Annotated in this window: 14 protein-coding genes and 1 pseudogene; 4 read left to right on the top strand and 11 right to left on the bottom strand. The window is 40.5% G+C overall.

Going from position 1 to position 16,541, the window contains the following annotated elements; all coding sequences use genetic code 11:
- Positions 1 to 2: 2 nt before the first annotated feature.
- The 4 genes from MHI34_RS11510 to MHI34_RS11495 all read right to left on the bottom strand — a co-directional run bounded on the left by MHI34_RS11510 (position 3) and on the right by MHI34_RS11495 (position 3,220).
- On the bottom strand, positions 3 to 428 hold the full coding sequence (locus tag MHI34_RS11510) for a hypothetical protein (protein ID WP_036128029.1): 426 nt from the start codon (positions 426 to 428) through the stop codon (positions 3 to 5).
- Positions 429 to 439: 11 nt separating this feature from the next.
- Positions 440 to 1,423: a sensor histidine kinase gene (locus MHI34_RS11505; protein ID WP_036128032.1), complete on the bottom strand. Its 984-nt coding sequence runs from the start codon at positions 1,421 to 1,423 to the stop codon at positions 440 to 442.
- Complete coding sequence (locus tag MHI34_RS11500; protein WP_036128035.1) at positions 1,423 to 2,127, bottom strand: response regulator transcription factor; 705 nt, start codon at positions 2,125 to 2,127, stop codon at positions 1,423 to 1,425. The genes MHI34_RS11505 and MHI34_RS11500 overlap by 1 nt, the downstream gene beginning before the upstream one ends.
- Positions 2,128 to 2,227: 100 nt before the next feature.
- A complete protein-coding gene (locus tag MHI34_RS11495) occupies positions 2,228 to 3,220 on the bottom strand; it encodes a lipoate--protein ligase (protein WP_036128038.1) in 993 nt (330 codons plus the stop codon).
- A 144-nt stretch (positions 3,221 to 3,364) separates the two neighbouring features.
- Between MHI34_RS11495 and yhfH the strand changes: the two genes are divergently transcribed.
- Complete coding sequence (gene yhfH / locus MHI34_RS11490) at positions 3,365 to 3,490, top strand: protein YhfH (protein WP_004230455.1); 126 nt, start codon at positions 3,365 to 3,367, stop codon at positions 3,488 to 3,490.
- A gap of 658 nt (positions 3,491 to 4,148) precedes the next feature.
- On the opposite strand, the gene MHI34_RS11485 is transcribed toward yhfH, so the two are convergent.
- The 6 genes from MHI34_RS11485 to MHI34_RS11460 all read right to left on the bottom strand — a co-directional run bounded on the left by MHI34_RS11485 (position 4,149) and on the right by MHI34_RS11460 (position 10,729).
- The gene (locus MHI34_RS11485) at positions 4,149 to 6,338 is read right to left on the bottom strand and encodes a YhgE/Pip domain-containing protein (RefSeq protein ID WP_342504446.1); all 2,190 of its coding nucleotides are present in this window, start codon (positions 6,336 to 6,338) and stop codon (positions 4,149 to 4,151) included.
- 132 nt (positions 6,339 to 6,470) lie between these two features.
- Positions 6,471 to 7,043 (bottom strand): TetR/AcrR family transcriptional regulator, encoded by a 573-nt coding sequence (locus MHI34_RS11480; RefSeq protein ID WP_036128535.1) that lies wholly within the window; start codon positions 7,041 to 7,043, stop codon positions 6,471 to 6,473.
- Positions 7,044 to 7,164: 121 nt separating this feature from the next.
- Positions 7,165 to 7,689: a FixH family protein gene (locus tag MHI34_RS11475; RefSeq protein WP_036128538.1), complete on the bottom strand. Its 525-nt coding sequence runs from the start codon at positions 7,687 to 7,689 to the stop codon at positions 7,165 to 7,167.
- A gap of 3 nt (positions 7,690 to 7,692) precedes the next feature.
- Positions 7,693 to 9,081 carry an ATP-binding protein gene (locus MHI34_RS11470; RefSeq protein ID WP_036128540.1) on the bottom strand — a complete coding sequence of 463 codons (1,389 nt, stop codon included), beginning with the start codon at positions 9,079 to 9,081 and terminating at the stop codon, positions 7,693 to 7,695.
- Positions 9,078 to 9,761 carry a response regulator transcription factor gene (locus tag MHI34_RS11465; RefSeq protein WP_036128542.1) on the bottom strand — a complete coding sequence of 228 codons (684 nt, stop codon included), beginning with the start codon at positions 9,759 to 9,761 and terminating at the stop codon, positions 9,078 to 9,080. Before MHI34_RS11465 ends, MHI34_RS11470 begins: the two co-directional genes overlap by 4 nt.
- Entirely contained in the window at positions 9,761 to 10,729 is a 969-nt protein-coding gene (locus MHI34_RS11460; protein ID WP_230593975.1) for a YncE family protein, read from the bottom strand. Before MHI34_RS11460 ends, MHI34_RS11465 begins: the two co-directional genes overlap by 1 nt.
- Positions 10,730 to 10,912: 183 nt before the next feature.
- On the opposite strand from MHI34_RS11460, the gene MHI34_RS11455 reads away from it, so the two are divergent.
- The 3 genes and pseudogenes from MHI34_RS11455 (at position 10,913) to MHI34_RS11445 (ending at position 14,978) form a co-directional block, all read left to right on the top strand.
- Complete coding sequence (locus tag MHI34_RS11455) at positions 10,913 to 11,998, top strand: glycosyltransferase family 2 protein (protein ID WP_036128547.1); 1,086 nt, start codon at positions 10,913 to 10,915, stop codon at positions 11,996 to 11,998.
- Between the two features lie 168 nt (positions 11,999 to 12,166).
- Positions 12,167 to 14,498: pseudogene (locus MHI34_RS11450) on the top strand (collagen-like protein); the annotation flags it as partial.
- A gap of 345 nt (positions 14,499 to 14,843) precedes the next feature.
- Positions 14,844 to 14,978 carry a hypothetical protein gene (locus MHI34_RS11445; RefSeq protein ID WP_342504500.1) on the top strand — a complete coding sequence of 45 codons (135 nt, stop codon included), beginning with the start codon at positions 14,844 to 14,846 and terminating at the stop codon, positions 14,976 to 14,978.
- 131 nt (positions 14,979 to 15,109) lie between these two features.
- On the opposite strand, the gene hemY is transcribed toward MHI34_RS11445, so the two are convergent.
- The gene (hemY, locus tag MHI34_RS11440) at positions 15,110 to 16,531 is read right to left on the bottom strand and encodes a protoporphyrinogen oxidase (RefSeq protein ID WP_058843262.1); all 1,422 of its coding nucleotides are present in this window, start codon (positions 16,529 to 16,531) and stop codon (positions 15,110 to 15,112) included.
- Positions 16,532 to 16,541 lie beyond the last annotated feature (10 nt).

Genomic DNA, 16,541 nt, shown 5'->3' with positions numbered 1-16,541 from the left:
CCTTATTTCTTCATTAATTCTAAGGATTGTGGTAAAAGCCACTGTAATACGACCTCAAAGCCGATTTGAAAATGAGGCTCTGTTAATGTCAGAACGGACTCTTCCTCTACTAAACTAAAGCAATGCTCCCCAACAATCACATCCCAAGCATCTATTTCTCCCTCTAGGATCTCACCGCACACAGTATAATACCCACTGTACATCATCTGTTGACCTTCGATAGGAAATGCATTCAATAATGTAGGTTGCTGTAAGTTTAACCCAAGCTTATTTGAAAAATGCAATAGTTCTTCATCGAGCCTCTCATTTGCCTTCAAGAAATTTTGATAAGCAAAATGATCCCCCTCTTGCATTTGTGTCATATAAAGAGCTTTTGTTTTCTCCTTATCAATAGTTAATACCCAATCTTCTATACGTACTTCTCCCATCCTAGCGCCCCCTAATTTGTAAATGTCACTGTCACAATTGTCCCTTTTCCTACCTCTGATGTAATAGCCAATTCATGTCCTAGCTTTTCACAGATTTCTTTGGCTAAATAAAGGCCCATCCCAGTAGATTCTCCTGTTTTCCGCCCATTTTCACCAGTAAAAAAGGCTTTCGTAACACGTGAAAGATCAGAAGCTGGAATCCCAATTCCCTCATCGCAAATGGCTAGCTGTACATAGTCATCCTTTTCAATGGCAGAAATCACAATTTTTTTATTGCTTTCAAACGTGTATTTCACCGCATTTGTAATAAATTGGCCAAGAATGAAGCGAAGCCATTTCGAATCACTGGCAACAATAAGATCATCCTCAATATGAATTTCTGGGAAAACTCTTTTCGTAATAAATAAACGTTTATTTTCATTAACAGTTGCAGTGACAATTGCTTTCAACGCAACCTGTTCCACTTGCATATCATCCTCAAAATTTTCTAAACGTGCATTAACAAGCACCATGTCCAAGCCTCTACGTAAACGATCAATTTCCTCCTGTACGTTCTTTTTATCAAGAGGTCGGTCATCCTGTAATAATAATTCAATGACTGAAATAGGTGTTTTCATTTGATGCACCCATTGGTTCATAAACTGATCATGTCTTTTTTGACTTGCATATAGCGCATGCAGCTCATGCTGATAAAGGCGATACAACTCGTGCATGTACTTTTCGGTTTGCATAGCTTCTGGCGTTTTTGCGTTTTTTTGTAGCACATCCTCCATTGCTGTTGGGAGATGAGTGATTTTCATCAAATAACGTTGGCGCATTAAATAACGCACAAGTAAAAATGAAGCTAATAGGACAAGGCTAATACAGAAGGAATAAATAGCCGTATCAATATTTCGAAAGCCATCTAGCATATAAATGACCATAATGAAGCCAACTAATAAGAGCTGGAACACAATAAATGATGCATAGTCACGTAAGAATAATTTCCAGCCCACTATAGCTCACCTGCGCTTAATATGAACCGATAGCCCGCACCACGTACGGTTTCAATTGTTGATGCTATGTGATAATCTGCTAACTTTTTTCGTACGCGCGTCATATTAACATTCAACGTGTTCTCATCGACAAATGCCTGATCGTCCCAGAGCTCCTCTAGTAGCTGTTCACGCGTCACGACTTTCGGTGCATTTCCCATAAGCAGCTCTAAAATGATGCATTCTTTTTTCTGAAGTGGAATTTCTAAATCATTTTTATGTAGCTCCATTCTTTCTAAATGAAGTACAAGCTGTCCTTGCTTGATTGTCCGTTCCTCTTGCCTTGCTGCATACTCACCATATGTACGGCGTAGATGACTACGGATTTTAGCCAAAACAATTTCATAGTTAAATGGCTTGGTAATGAAATCGTCGCCCCCATTTTCAAGCGCAAAAATTTGGTCCATTTCTCCAGAGCGAGCAGAAATGAAAATAATCGGGCATGTTGTAAGCTGGCGTAGCTGGCGACACCAATAATAGCCGTCATAAGCAGGTAAATTTATATCAAGCAGCACCATATGTGGATTAAATGCTGTAAATTCTTCGATGAGATGATCAAATTCTTGGATTGTTGCAACTTCGTATTGATATTTTCTAAGCGTTTCCGCTAGTAATGATGCAATCTTGACATCATCTTCTACTATGAATATTCGATGCTTTTCCATATCAACACTCCTTTCTTTCTATATTGTATCAAAAAAAGGTTCGACGACATAATTGTCAGCGAACCTTTAGGCTAAAACATTACACGAAACCGTATTTTCCTTAATAAATTAATTGTAAAAAGTCCTCAGTTGAAATTCCACCAAAATATGTAGGAATATCGATATCTGCTAATGCCTTAGCAATGGCAGCTCTATCATAGTTTGTCCCAACTAAAAGCTGTTCTATATCAGCCATATCCCCTACACCAAAGAAGTCACCAAAAATATGTGCCTCTTCAATCACACCATGATTAACTTCTAGGCGGATATCAATGCCACCTGTTGGGAAACGATGTGTTTTTTGAATATTAAAGCGTGGTGATTTCCCAAAATTCCACTCCCATGTTTGATAACGCTCTGCGGATAACTTGTGTATATTTGCCCAATCTTCCTCTGTTAACTCATAATAGCGAATATTTTCTTCCCCACCGAAAATGGATTTCAAAACTTCAAGACGGAATTCTTCTACTGTCATTTGTTCTTTTAAAAACTCCGAAATATTTGCTACTCGTGAACGGATGGATTTGATACCTTTTGATTCAATCTTATCTTTTTTGACTTTCAAAGCTGACACTACTGCATCAATTTCTGTATCAAACATTAATGTGCCGTGACTGAACATACGTCCTTTTGTAGAGAACTGAGCATTTCCAGAAACCTTTCGCCCTTCTGCTAGAATATCATTACGCCCTGAAAGCTCAGCATTGACACCCATTTTAGCTAGAGCATCTACTACTGGCTGTGTGAATTTTTTATAATTCATAAAGCTATTACCATCATCATTTGTAATAAAGCTGAAGTTAAGATTCCCTAAATCATGATAGACAGCACCACCACCTGATAAACGACGCACAACAATAATGCCATTGTCCTCTACGTAGTCTGTATTGATTTCTTCAACTGTATTTTGGTTTTTACCGATAATAATGGACGGTTGGTTAATATAAAAAAGAAGCACTGGCTCTTTCTCAACGTCCATTGTTTTTAATAAATACTCCTCAATAGCAAGGTTAATACGTGGATCATGGATCCCTTTATTATCAACGAAAATCATAGTTCACGTTTCCTCCTTCACAAACTATCCATATTTATTTTAACGTAAATTAGGCATTTTGTGTTGACGAAAAGCATCTGTTATAATACACTAGGAAATATCAAAACAGTAATAGTACAGATGAACTTAAAGGAGGAGTCCACAATGTTAGAAAACGTAGTTGAATTTTTCAAGAATTTACCTGCAAAGCAATGTACTGAGTGCGGTGAAAAAATGGAAGAACAAAGCGAATGCTACAGCAACACTTGTGAAAAATGTAACCACCTATAAGCATTTGCCTATACTGTAATTTGTCATATACGTGCCCCACACGTAGCAATCATGACACACTTCATCATATTTTGATGAACCCTTAATTAAATCTCTTACACTTACAAAAACAACAGCTGATACGCTCATATCAGCTGTTGTTTTATGTTATTGAAAAAAGGTGGTGTCAAGGCGAGGGATTAATTTCCGTTCCGTCAGCGTCCTTTTCAGGGGGTGTCCGATAAGCCGCTTCACTCACTGCGTTCGCTCCAATCAAGCATGTGGAGAAGTGCTGCGTGACAACACCCCTCTATAAAATGAGTAGTGAACATCTTCCCTTGAACCTTTGCTAAAAAGTTAACATTTTTATAGATTGGCGTGGAAGGCTACTTGACTCCCGTGGGATAGCGAGACAGGCGAGCCTCTAAACGGAGCGGTAGCGGAGGAAGCAGCTCGCCCACAGGAAAGCCAACGGAAATCTATTTTCACCTTTCACAACTATGCTATTGATGGTTTTGTTTTTATTTATATAGAGAGATATTGTGCATTTAGTGGCGACTCCAATAGGGCTAGCGTGCAAGGAAAACGCCAATTCATAGAGAAAACCAATAGTTGCCTATATATCCTTTTACCAAAAGAAGCACTCACCGAATAGTCGATGAGTGCTTCAAATGTATTATTAGTTTTCTTCTGCTACTTTAGAGTAACGTTTATTGTGAAGTAGCATGAAGTAACCGAATGTAATGGCTAAGAATGCTACTAAGAATCCAGCTAGAACACCATAGTTTTGCATTAAGAATGTCATATCGCCAGTTGAAATACTTGATTTAAATGCTTGAACCGTATATGTCATTGGTAAAAGCTTGTTAAATACTTGTAATGGTGATGGAATTAATTCTAGTGGGAACGTACCTGCACTTGTTGTTAATTGTAAAATTAACACAACAATTGCGATGAAACGTCCTGGATCACCAAAGATCGAAACAAGCATTTGAATTAAGGCTAAAAATACATAGCTTGTTAATAATGCCGTTATGATAAAGTAGCCCATGTTATTTACTTCAAGTCCTAGACCCCATTTTACAATACCTACTGTTAGTAATGTTTGCACTAAACCTACAACGGCTAATACAGTCACTTTACTTGTAAACCAAGCTGCACCATTTTTTGGTCGGATAGCTGGTTCAACAAATGGGAACACAATCGAAATTAATAATGCCCCTACGAATAAGCCAAGAGAAATAAAGTACGGTGCAAAACCTGTACCATAGTTTGGAACATGGTTTACAGACTCTTTTTCAACCTCTACTGGACTACCTACCATATCATATGTGTCTTGATTTGCTTTGACCTCATTTGCTTTTTCACTAGCCTCACCTAATTTGCTAGATAACGTTGTCGTACCATCTGCAAGCTCTGTAGAACCATCTGCAAGTGTTGCGGAACCTTGTGCTAGCTCACCAGATTTCGAAGCAAGCGTAGAAGTACCTTGATTTAATGTTGTTGTACCATTTGCTAATTCATTTAATCCAGATGCTAATGTTTTTGAACCTGTTACAGCTGTATTCACACCTGCATGTAGTTCACCTAATTTTGCAGCTAATGTCGCATTACCTGCTTGTAGACCTTTTGCACCTTCCATTAAAGCATTGCTTTTAGCCGTTAATGCGTTTGCACCAGCTAATACTTCTGCCTGACCTGCTGCAATTTGACTTGCACCAGAGCTTACTTGATTAGCACCAGCCTGTAATTTTTCTGTACCAGCAGATAAAGATGTTAAGCCGTTATGCACGCTAGCACTACCAGCTTGCAGCTCTGCTAATGTTTGCTTTAATCCTGCTGCTTGTTCCTCAGGCATTGAAGCCATCATCGTTTGTAATTGGCTAGATAAGGCTGTAATGCCTGCCTCCACTTTCGCAGAACCAGCTGTTAATTGGTTGGCTGCACCATTTAATGCACCTGCATTTTCAGCAATAGAAGCTGCGCCTGCACTAATTTGTTGTTGTTTATCGTTTAAAGTGTTTAAACCTGCCCCAACTTTTGCAACACCTTGAGTATATTGTGATAACCCTTGTTCAAGACTAGTTGCACCATTTGCTGCTTGCTGTGCACCTTGTTGTAATTGGACAGTACCATCTTGTAGTTTGACTAAACCGCTTGATAAATCATTCGCACCTTTCGCAGCATCTCCAGCACCTTTTGTCAGTTTATCTGTCCCATTCGACAGTTCAACTGTGCTTGAAGCTAATTGCTCTAGATAGCCTTTTAAATCTTTTGCACCATTTGCTACTTTTTGTGCACCCTCATCTAACTTATTCGAGCCATCAGCTGCCTCTGTAAAGCCATCTCCAAGTGTTGCAATGGAATCAAATAATTTTTCAGCATACGTTGCTGATACTTGTGAATTTACTTCAGCACGGACACGATCCATTGCAGTCTCACCAATTTGAGCACCAAGGAAGTTAAGACCTTCATTTGGAATGTAGTTCATCACTAATTTCGAAGGTTTGTCATCTAATAATGTTGTAGCATGCACAGAGAAATTTGTTGGAATTTCTAAAATCATATAATAATCACGACTATTTAAGCCTTTTTCAGCTTCATCTTTTGAAACCTCTATAAAGTTAAATTGTTCGCTATCTATCAATTTATCAACTAAGGTATCCCCCAAGTCTAATTTAACGCCATCCATCTCAGCACCAGTATCCTCATTAACTACAGCTACTGGGAGATTAGGAAGCCCTGCATAAGGATCCCAAAACGCCCATAAAAACATACCTGCATACATTACTGGAATAAATAATACAGCAATGATTGAAACAAGCATTTTTCTTGTTTTAAAGATCTTCAGCCACTCAGCTTTAATCATATAATATCCTCACTCCTAAACTATTTGACCGAAAACGTCATTTGGTCATTTTCATTCAAAAAAAATAGTCAACCTCGGCAATTTTGCAAAAAGACACTTGATTCGACACTTTTATATCTGTCTTTTACCGAATCAAGTTAGAATCAAACCTCGAAAGATTGTTTCCTTGAAAAGATTAAGAATCTTTTCTTCAGGGATTACATCACCGTGTAACTCATGCCAATCGACAACAAAAGCAAGATATGCCTTTAACAATAAGTAACCGACCAGTTCTGCATCGCAATCTCTAATTTCACCTTTTTTAATACGACGCTGTATTAACTCTGAAACATACGATAAGATTTCTGTTTCGATGCGAAGTAGCACCTGTTTAACAGCTGGTGTTCGTAATTCTTTTTCTTCCTCGATTAGCTTTGCAAATAAAAGATGTTTTTCACGGAACTGTAGCATTTTCATTAAAGCATTATGCGCATTATCCATAAAGCTTGCTGATGCATCCAACACTGCATCTGCTTCCGCCTTCATCTCTCGTACAAGTGACATAGCAATCTCTTGAAATAAAATTTCTTTATTTGCAAAGAATGTATAAATCGTACCTTTACCGACATTAGCGATTTTCGCCACTTGCTCCATCGTTGTTGCTTTGTAGCCAAACAATGTAAAAGATTTTGCAGCTGCTTCAAGAATTTCCTGCCTACGATCCATTAGTAACATCCTTTCTTGTTAGGTTATGTACCTCTAATGTACACTTCAATAAAAATGACCAGAAAACCATTTCGGTCATCTGGTCATTATCATATTCCTATTTAAAAAAAAATGCAAGCATTTAATGATGATTTTTTTCATCTTTTTCTTCGTCATCATGATCAGCATCATTTGACGTACCATTACCATGATTCATCATATTGTTATCCATGCTGTTATTAGATTTCTCATCCTCTGGTAAAACCTGTGTCATATCTGGGCTACCAGCAATAATTTGCTGCTTTGGCATATTATGAACACCATTAGCTGTAGTATGTGCATACATATAGTAAACACCGTCATGATCGAATGTAGTCGTTGCTTTATAGACGCCGTCTTTTTCTAATTTCCCATCAATCATTTGTCCTTCATCACGTTTCCCTGATTCCCAAACTTCGAATTCTACTACAGCATCATCAACGTTTTCTCCACCTTGTTCAACGTGTGCCGCCAGCTCAATTGTTTCATTGAGTACTACCTCTTTTGGTGTTAAAATCTCTACCTCTGGAATTTGAGGTACAACTGGTTCTGGTAAAGCCTCTTTTTTTTCTCCACATCCTACTAATAATGTAGGCACTGCAATTAGCGCGAATAACCACTTTTTCATCTTTTAATCCTCCATTAATGGCAACCGGATTTTAACGGTTGTGCCTTTTTCAACAACACTTTCAATTTCTAACGATCCCTGTAACTGCTTTAATAACTGTTCAACAATGGATAACCCTAATCCACTACCACCGTCTGCACGACTCCGTGCTTTGTTAACACGATAAAATCGCTCTGTGACATGTGATAAATCCTCGGATGGAATACCGATTCCATAATCCTTGATTGTAATTTGTGCACTGCCAGTCTTTTCAACAGCAACAATTTCCACCTTAGAATTTTCATACGAGTAATTAATTGCATTTTCAATAATATTAATAAAGATTTGCTTTAGCTTTACTTCATCCGCTTCAATAATGAGCGCATCATCTACATCTACATGTAATGTTATGTTCTTTTTATCTGCTTGATGCGTTAGGATTTTTTGAACCTCTCGCAATGTCTCCCCTAGTGGAATAGGGTATAAAACTAAATTGGTTTGTTCATTTTCTGTTCTTGCCAGTTGAAGTAATTCGTTTGTTAACCGCTCCATTCGATTCGCCTCACGGACGATCAACTGTATGGTATCTTCTTTTTGACTTTCTGTAATGATGCCATTTTGCATAGCCTCGCTATAGCCTTTTACATAGCTTATAGGTGTGCGTAATTCATGCGAAACGGTTGCTAGAAACGTTTTTTGTGCTTCATCCTCCTGCTGAATGGCCTCTGCCATTTTATTAAAGGTACTAGATAATTTACCAATTTCATCTCGTGAATTGACAGGCACACGTGTCTCATAATTCCCATAGGACATCTGTTCCACTGCAAGTTGTAAATCGTTTAATGGTCGCATAATGTGCCGGATACCTTTATAAATCAAATAGCTAGCCACTACTAAAAATATGAAAGCACTAATAAACAACAAAATCACGCCACTATTAGCTAACTCACTAATTTTGGCTAATGGGAAATAAATATAAATGATACCCTCTAATCGATTTTGATCAACGAGCGGTATAACTACGGAAATAAGTTGTCGATCAAACCGTGGCTCATATCCAATTTTTTGCACATATTTTCCTGCTAATAATTTCTGTCTTTCCTCAGGGCCAATCAGGGTCTCATAATCTATATCAAATGGAACACAGGCACTTAACTCACGTGGATTCCTTACCGCAAATATATTTAAATTTGAGTAATCATTAAATTGTTCAATATCTGCAATAAATTCATCCGTCACCTTCCCATTGTCATACATGGTCTGTAGCTTCAAGCCAACTTCGACCATTGTCTCTTCTGTATCTTGTACATATAAACGTTGATACAAAAAGTTTGTGAGAACATACATAAAGACAACGGTAATGATTAAAAATGCAAAAATTAACAACCAAATGCGAGTGGCAATCTTTTTCATTCGCCAGGATCAAAGCGATAGCCCACTCCCCAAACGGTTTGAATATGCGCAGCCGCATCCTTTCCAAGCTTAATTCGTAAAGTTTTAATATGTGTATCGACCGTGCGTGTGCCACCTACATAATCAATATCCCAAATGCGCTCTAGTAATTGCTCTCTCGTATAGGCATTTCCCGGATTTTTCATAAATAAGTGCAATAGCTCAAATTCCTTTAAGGTAAGCGGAATACTCTTTCCATCAACAGATACTTTACGTGCAATTTCGTCTATTTTAATAGGACCAATAATCACGTACTTTTGCTGTAGCTCTGTAATATTCGCGCCGCTTCTTCTTAATACAGCATAAATTCTCGCCACTAGTTCGTCATGTGTAAAAGGCTTAACAATATAGTCATCTCCACCAAGTGTAAGACCTTTCACCTTGTCCTCATTGGCATCACGTGCTGTCAGGAAAATAATCGGTACATTGGACATAGCACGAATACTTTGACAAACGACAAAGCCATCTTCATGGGGCATCATCACATCAAGTAATACTAAATCAATATTTTCACGTACTATCACATCATAAGCCTCAGTACCACTTGCGGCAGTAAATGTCTCTATATCCGAATTATTTAGCATCATCTCAATTAAATTACGCATATCCTGCTCATCATCAACTATTAACACAGTTGTCATCATTGTTCCTCCCTTACTAACAGTTGAAAAGCACCTTTCCCTACATCAACTGTTTTTTCCTTCTGATCACCCTTTATAAAGTACAATGTGTGATCGTCATAACCAGCGACAACAATATAGTCTTTAAACTGGTTCACTACAAAGGGATTTGCACCAACCTCTTGGTGCCATTTAATATGGCCATCAAAATCAGCAACATACAACTCATTGTGACCATGACTTACAACAAGAACGGCATCCTTGGTCTTTTTTAACCCTACTGGCATTAAAGGCATATCAATCTCTCCGTTCAGATGGCCAGTAGTCAAATCATATTTTTTAACGGAGCTGTTGGGCTTACTTCCTTCCCCATGCCCACCTACCCATAGCTCATGTGTCTCTTCTAAAATAGCTATGCCATGTGCGGATTTTTGAATTGGCCACTCTTGTTCAATGGTCAAATCCTTCATGTTTAACACTGATAATTTTGTATCTTTAAAATTAATAACATACAGTTTATCTTTATACGATGCCATTGACATAGGATAATTGCCAAGTTGTTGTCTGACTAGTTCATCTCCCTTTTGATCAAAGCTTGTCACCGTATTCGTTTTACTATTCGTTATAAAAAATTGCTTAATGTTGTCATCATAGTACACATTCGTTGTACCGATCTCTACTTTTTTGGAATAGCGCTTTTCTCCGGTCGATAATGTATAGACGTCGATATTATTTAATTGGTGTCCATACAATAAGATTTGGTCATTCCCTAACAGTATTGCCCCAGAATAAGCTTTATCAAATGACCAAGTAGCAAATACATTGCCATCTTCATCAATAAAATCTAATGATGGTTCTTGTATGTTTAACGAAGCTATAAAATTCCGATCCCTTTCAATGGGTTCATATGATTTTTCAGTACAACCTGCTAACCATATAATTTGTAGTAACGAAAAAATGAAGAATGCCCATTTTTTCAACTTTATCACCTCTGCCCCTTTACTATACTTCACAATTGTGAAATTCGGGTGAAACTTGGAAGGTAAATTTATGACAAACCATAAAAATACTTTTCACATTTCAAACTCACGAACCTCCTCTCAGTTCAATCATCCAACCCATACTGTCAGCGTTACATATACTACAAAGATACTGGTAAGGAGGAATATAGCGTGATTTCCATTAGCTTATGTATGATTGTAAAAAATGAAGAAGATGTTATTGGTCGATGTCTTGAGTCCGTCAAAGATATAGTGGATGAAATTAATATTATTGACACCGGTTCAACCGATAGTACAAAACAAGTGGTTGCACAATTTACAGACCGAATTTTTGATTTTAAATGGATACATCATTTTGCAGCGGCACGAAACTTTTCCTTTCAACAAGCAACAAAGCAATACATCCTCTGGCTAGACGCAGATGATGTTTTTTTAGAGGAAGATCAAGAAAAATTGAAGTCGCTCAAAGCCTCTCTAACCTCTGATATAGATGCCGTGTCCATGAATTATCATCTAAGCTATGATCATGAGGGAAATGTGGACGCCTTAATAAGGAGATATCGCCTTGTAAAAAGAGAAAAGCATTTTCAATGGATCGGTGCAGTTCATGAATATTTAGAAGTAGGGGGCGTGCTGTTTGATAGTGATATAGCCGTTAGCCATTTACCATTAACACATGATCACTCACGTAATATTACGATTTATAAGCAACTTATTGAAGCAGGAGAAACACTAACACCGCGAGATACATTTTATTTTGCTAATGAATTACTAGATCATGGTCAGTTTGAGGATGCCATTTACTATTACGAATTATTTTTAACCTCAAAGTTAGGCTGGGTAGAAGATAATATTCGCGCCTGTTTTAAATTAGCAGATTGCTATTCCAATTTAGACGATAGAGAAAACAACTTCAGTGCTATTTTACGAAGCTTTGAATACGATGTCCCCCGCCCCGAAGCCTGCTGTCGCCTTGGCTACCACTTCATGGAACAATTCAGGAATTACGAAGCTATTTTTTGGTACGAACAAGCACTGGTAATTAAACAAAATCCAAACGCTCCTTTTCAAAATAAAAGCTTTTCAACATGGCTCCCACACTTGCAGCTGTGCGTACTTTTCGACCGTTTACAGCAATACGAACTAGCAAATACCCATAATGAGCTAGCCAGCTCCTTCATTCCAAATGATCCAAAAATTTTACACAATAAAGAATATTTCAATCGTATTTTAACAATCGATCAAAATGACTCTTAGAAAATATCAATAACTAAATAAAAAGGATTTAGCCCCTATCGATATAGAAAACCTTCTACTATTTTAAGCGTAGTTGCAACGAATCTATAAATAACTTTAATAAGTAGATATGTGTCTACCTCCTCTATCATTGTGCAGAATACGATATTTGAGAGAGGAGGTGAGATTATGCATTTTGGAAAATTTATAGATAGAGTTTGCACTAAGTGTCATTCCTACCCTTGTTGTTGCAAAACTGGACCTATTCCCAGTTGTCCAATTTGGCCTGTAAAACCTACAGGACCTACTGGGGGGATAACTGGACCTACAGGTAGTACTGGACCTACAGGTAGTACTGGACCTACAGGTAGTACTGGGGTTACTGGCCCTACTGGCGTTACCGGGGCTACTGGCGTTACTGGGACTACTGGCGCTACTGGAGATATCGGACCTACCGGGGCTACTGGCGTTACTGGGGCTACTGGAGATATCGGACCTACCGGGGTTACTGGGGTTACTGGGGTTACTGGGGTTACTGGGGCTACTGGGGCTACTGGCGTTACCGGCTCTACTGGAGATATCGGGCCTACCGGGGTTACTGGCGTTACCGGGCCTACCGGGGCTACTGGCGTTACTGGGGCTACTGGCGCTACTGGGGCTACTGGCGTTACTGGGGCTACTGGCGTTACCGGCTCTACTGGAGATATCGGGCCTACCGGGATTACTGGCGTTACCGGGCCTACCGGGGTTACTGGGGCTACTGGGGATATTGGATCTACTGGTGTTACAGGTGCTACTGGAGTTACTGGCCCTACTGGAGATGTTGGACCTACTGGAGCTACGGGCATTACTGGCGCTACTGGCGTTACTGGTTCTACTGGGGTTACTGGCCCTACTGGAGATATCGGGCCTACCGGGGTTACTGGCTCTACTGGCGTTACCGGCTCTACTGGCGTTACCGGGGCTACTGGGGTGACCGGAGCTACGGGCATTACTGGCTCTACTGGAGATATCGGACCTACTGGGGTTACTGGGGTTACTGGGGTTACTGGGGTTACTGGGGTTACTGGCTCTACTGGCGTTACCGGGCCTACCGGGGTTACTGGTACTGCTGGCCCTACTGGCGTTACTGGTTCTACTGGGGTTACCGGGCCTACTGGAGATGTCGGACCTACTGGTATAACTGGAGCTACTGGAGATATCGGACCTACCGGGGTTACTGGACCTACTGGTGCTACTGGGGATATCGGACCTACCGGGATTACTGGACCTACTGGTGCTACTGGGGATATCGGACCTACCGGGGTTACTGGACCTACTGGGGATATCGGGCCTACTGGTATAACTGGAGCTACTGGGGATATCGGGCCTACTGGCGTTACTGGAGCTACTGGGGTTACTGGCTCTACTGGGGATATTGGACCTACCGGGGTTACTGGTGCTACTGGGGATGTCGGACCTACCGGGGTTACTGGCTCTACTGGGGTTACAGGGCCTACTGGAGATATCGGACCTACCGGGGTTACCGGCGCTACTGGCGTTACAGGGCCTACTGGAGATATCGGGCCTACCGGGGTTACCGGCGTTACTGGACCTACTGGTGCTACTGGAGATATTGGACCTACCGGTGTAACTGGACCTACTGGTGCTACTGGGGTTACTGGAGCTACTGGGGTTACCGGAGCTACGGGCGTTACTGGGGTTACTGGCACTACGGGCGCTACTGGCGTTACTGGTGTTACTGGACCTACTGGTGCTACTGGCGCTACTGGGGATATCGGACCTACTGGCGTTACTGGCTCTACTGGCGTTACCGGAGCTACGGGCGCTACTGGCGTTACCGGCGTTACTGGACCTACTGGTGCTACTGGCTCTACTGGGGATATCGGACCTACTGGCGTTACTGGTTCTACTGGGGTTACTGGCTCTACTGGCGTTACCGGAGCTACTGGCGTTACTGGAGCTACTGGGGATATCGGGCCTACTGGTATAACTGGAGCTACTGGGGATATCGGGCCTACTGGGGTTACTGGCTACTGGGGATATCGGACCTACCGGGGTTACCGGCGCTACTGGGGATATCGGGCCTACTGGGGTTACTGGCTCTACTGGGGATATCGGACCTACCGGGGTTACCGGCGCTACTGGGGATATCGGGCCTACTGGGGTTACTGGCGCTACTGGGGATATCGGACCTACTGGTATAACTGGAGCTACTGGGGATATCGGGCCTACTGGTATAACTGGAGCTACTGGGGATATCGGGCCTACTGGGGTTACTGGAGCTACTGGGGTTACAGGGCCTACTGGAGATATCGGGCCTACCGGGGTTACAGGCGCTACTGGTACTGCTGGCGTTACTGGACCTACTGGGGTTACAGGGCCTACTGGCGTTACTGGACCTACTGGAGCTACTGGAGATATTGGACCTACTGGTGTTACTGGGGTTACCGGAGCTACGGGCGTTACTGGCGTTACTGGGGTTACCGGACCTACTGGGGTTACTGGAACTACTGGACCAGCGTTTACAGAAGGATTCTCTGCATTTAAAAATACTTTAGCTGTTAATGCTTCTACCTCCATCACTAACTGGAGTGTAGCATCACCTTACTTTACAACGCCTGCTTTCAATCCAACAACTGGAATATTCACTGTACCAACTACAGGTAGATATTCCTTTGAAGCGACCATTAACTACTCTACTACAGCGGCTATTAGTGTCACTTTAGGGGGTGGAATAAACCCTTCATTTGCAATACGACAAAATACTACTACGAATTTAATCAGTGGCTTATTCCCTGTATTAAACGTAAACGTCGCGCTCATATTAACATTGCGTGCGGTTCTTGGAAATGGAACGGTAACTTTGGCAGGAGAAGTACAATTAAACGCTGGAGACACTATCGATCTGTTCTATGAAGCCAATGGTTTGACAATCGGTCTTACACTAGGTGGTGCTAACTCTGGTGGTATCGTTTGGTCATGTCATCGAATTTCTTAGATTTAGATGGTCATCACTATTTGAAGCAAGTGGAAAAAGCAAACTACGAAATCGTGGTTTGCTTTTTCTTTTTCAAAAAACAAAAAATAGCACAAACATTTGTTATGCATGTTTGTACTATTTTTCATCTATTATTTAAACATTTCCATTAATACTTCATCTGCAACATGTTTACCTTGCTGCACACATTCTGGAATTGATATTCCCTCAAATGAGCTTCCTGCAAGCTTGACATTTGGAAAATGTTCTTGTAATTCCTGCTTTATACGTTGAACTTTCGCCTCATGTCCAACTGTATATTGAGGCATCGCATTTTTCCAACGTGTAACCACTGTCGTTAGAGGGTCCCCATCTATGCCAATCGTTTTCTTTAAATCCTGTAGCACCGTTTTTTCGATTTCAGTATCAGATAGTGCCACAATCGCTTCATCTCCCACTCGCCCAATATAACTACGTAATAGTACATAATCGTCTGGTGTGGTAGCTAGCCATTTTCTGTTCATCCATGTACAAGAAGTGATTGAAAAATCACTATTTCGAGAGACATAAAATGAAAGGGCATCTAGATCACCAAGTTGATCCTTTTTAAAGGCCATTGTAACGGTTGCAATCGTTGCAGCCTTCATTGTTCCCAATTCATGTAACAGATTATGCTTACTAAACATTTTTTCTGCCATATTAAAGGGAGTAGCAATAATAACAGCATCTGCTTTTATATGTGAGAAATTATTGAGCATTACTTGAACTGATCCATCTTTGCCATGCTCTATTTCTTCTACTTTGACACCTTTCATGACTGTCCCTGGAAGTAGTGATTCTTCTATACTTTCAATGAGTGTTTCAAGACCATTACTAAAGGTTTGAAAAATCCCTTTGTTTTCATCAATATGATGATTGCTTAAGAAATTTGTTCCTGACTTTTTCATGCCAATCAACAAACTCCGATATTTTTGCTCTAAACTATAAAGCTGCGGGAAAGTCGAGCTCATACTTAATTGCTCAATATCCCCTGCAAATGTTCCTGCTAGTAATGGTTCTACTAGATTTTCTACTATTTCAGAACCAAATCTTCTTCTAAAAAACGCGCCTAACGGCTGATCGTCATCTTGTGCAGAACGAGGGATGAAAAAATCCCCAGCCGCACGAACTTTACCGCTAAGTGAAAACAGACCTGATGCTATAAAGGATGAGATATGTGGTGTCTCTCCTGACAAGAGATGACTAGGTATTGGATATAACTGACTACCAACAGCAACATAAGTAGGCCCTGCATTGCTTGTCAATAATTTCTGTTCAATCCCGAGATCCTTTGCTAAATCATTAACATAATTTTCACGATCAAAAAAAGATTCTGGCCCACGCTCAATAATAAAACCATCTTTTCTTAAGGTCTGAATTTTTCCGCCAAGACGTAATGACGACTCGACAAGTACGATATCTAATGGCAATCCTTTTGCGCCTGCTTCTTTTTGCATATAGAATGCGGCTGTAAGGCCTGTAATGCCACCGCCTACGACAACTACCTTTCGTCTTTTCTGAGTCACCAACATCATCACTTTCTTT

This window comes from Lysinibacillus sp. FSL L8-0126 (genome assembly GCF_038630385.1).
GTDB lineage: Bacteria > Bacillota > Bacilli > Bacillales_A > Planococcaceae > Lysinibacillus > Lysinibacillus fusiformis_D.
This window is presented reverse-complemented; position numbering and strand designations above follow the sequence as displayed.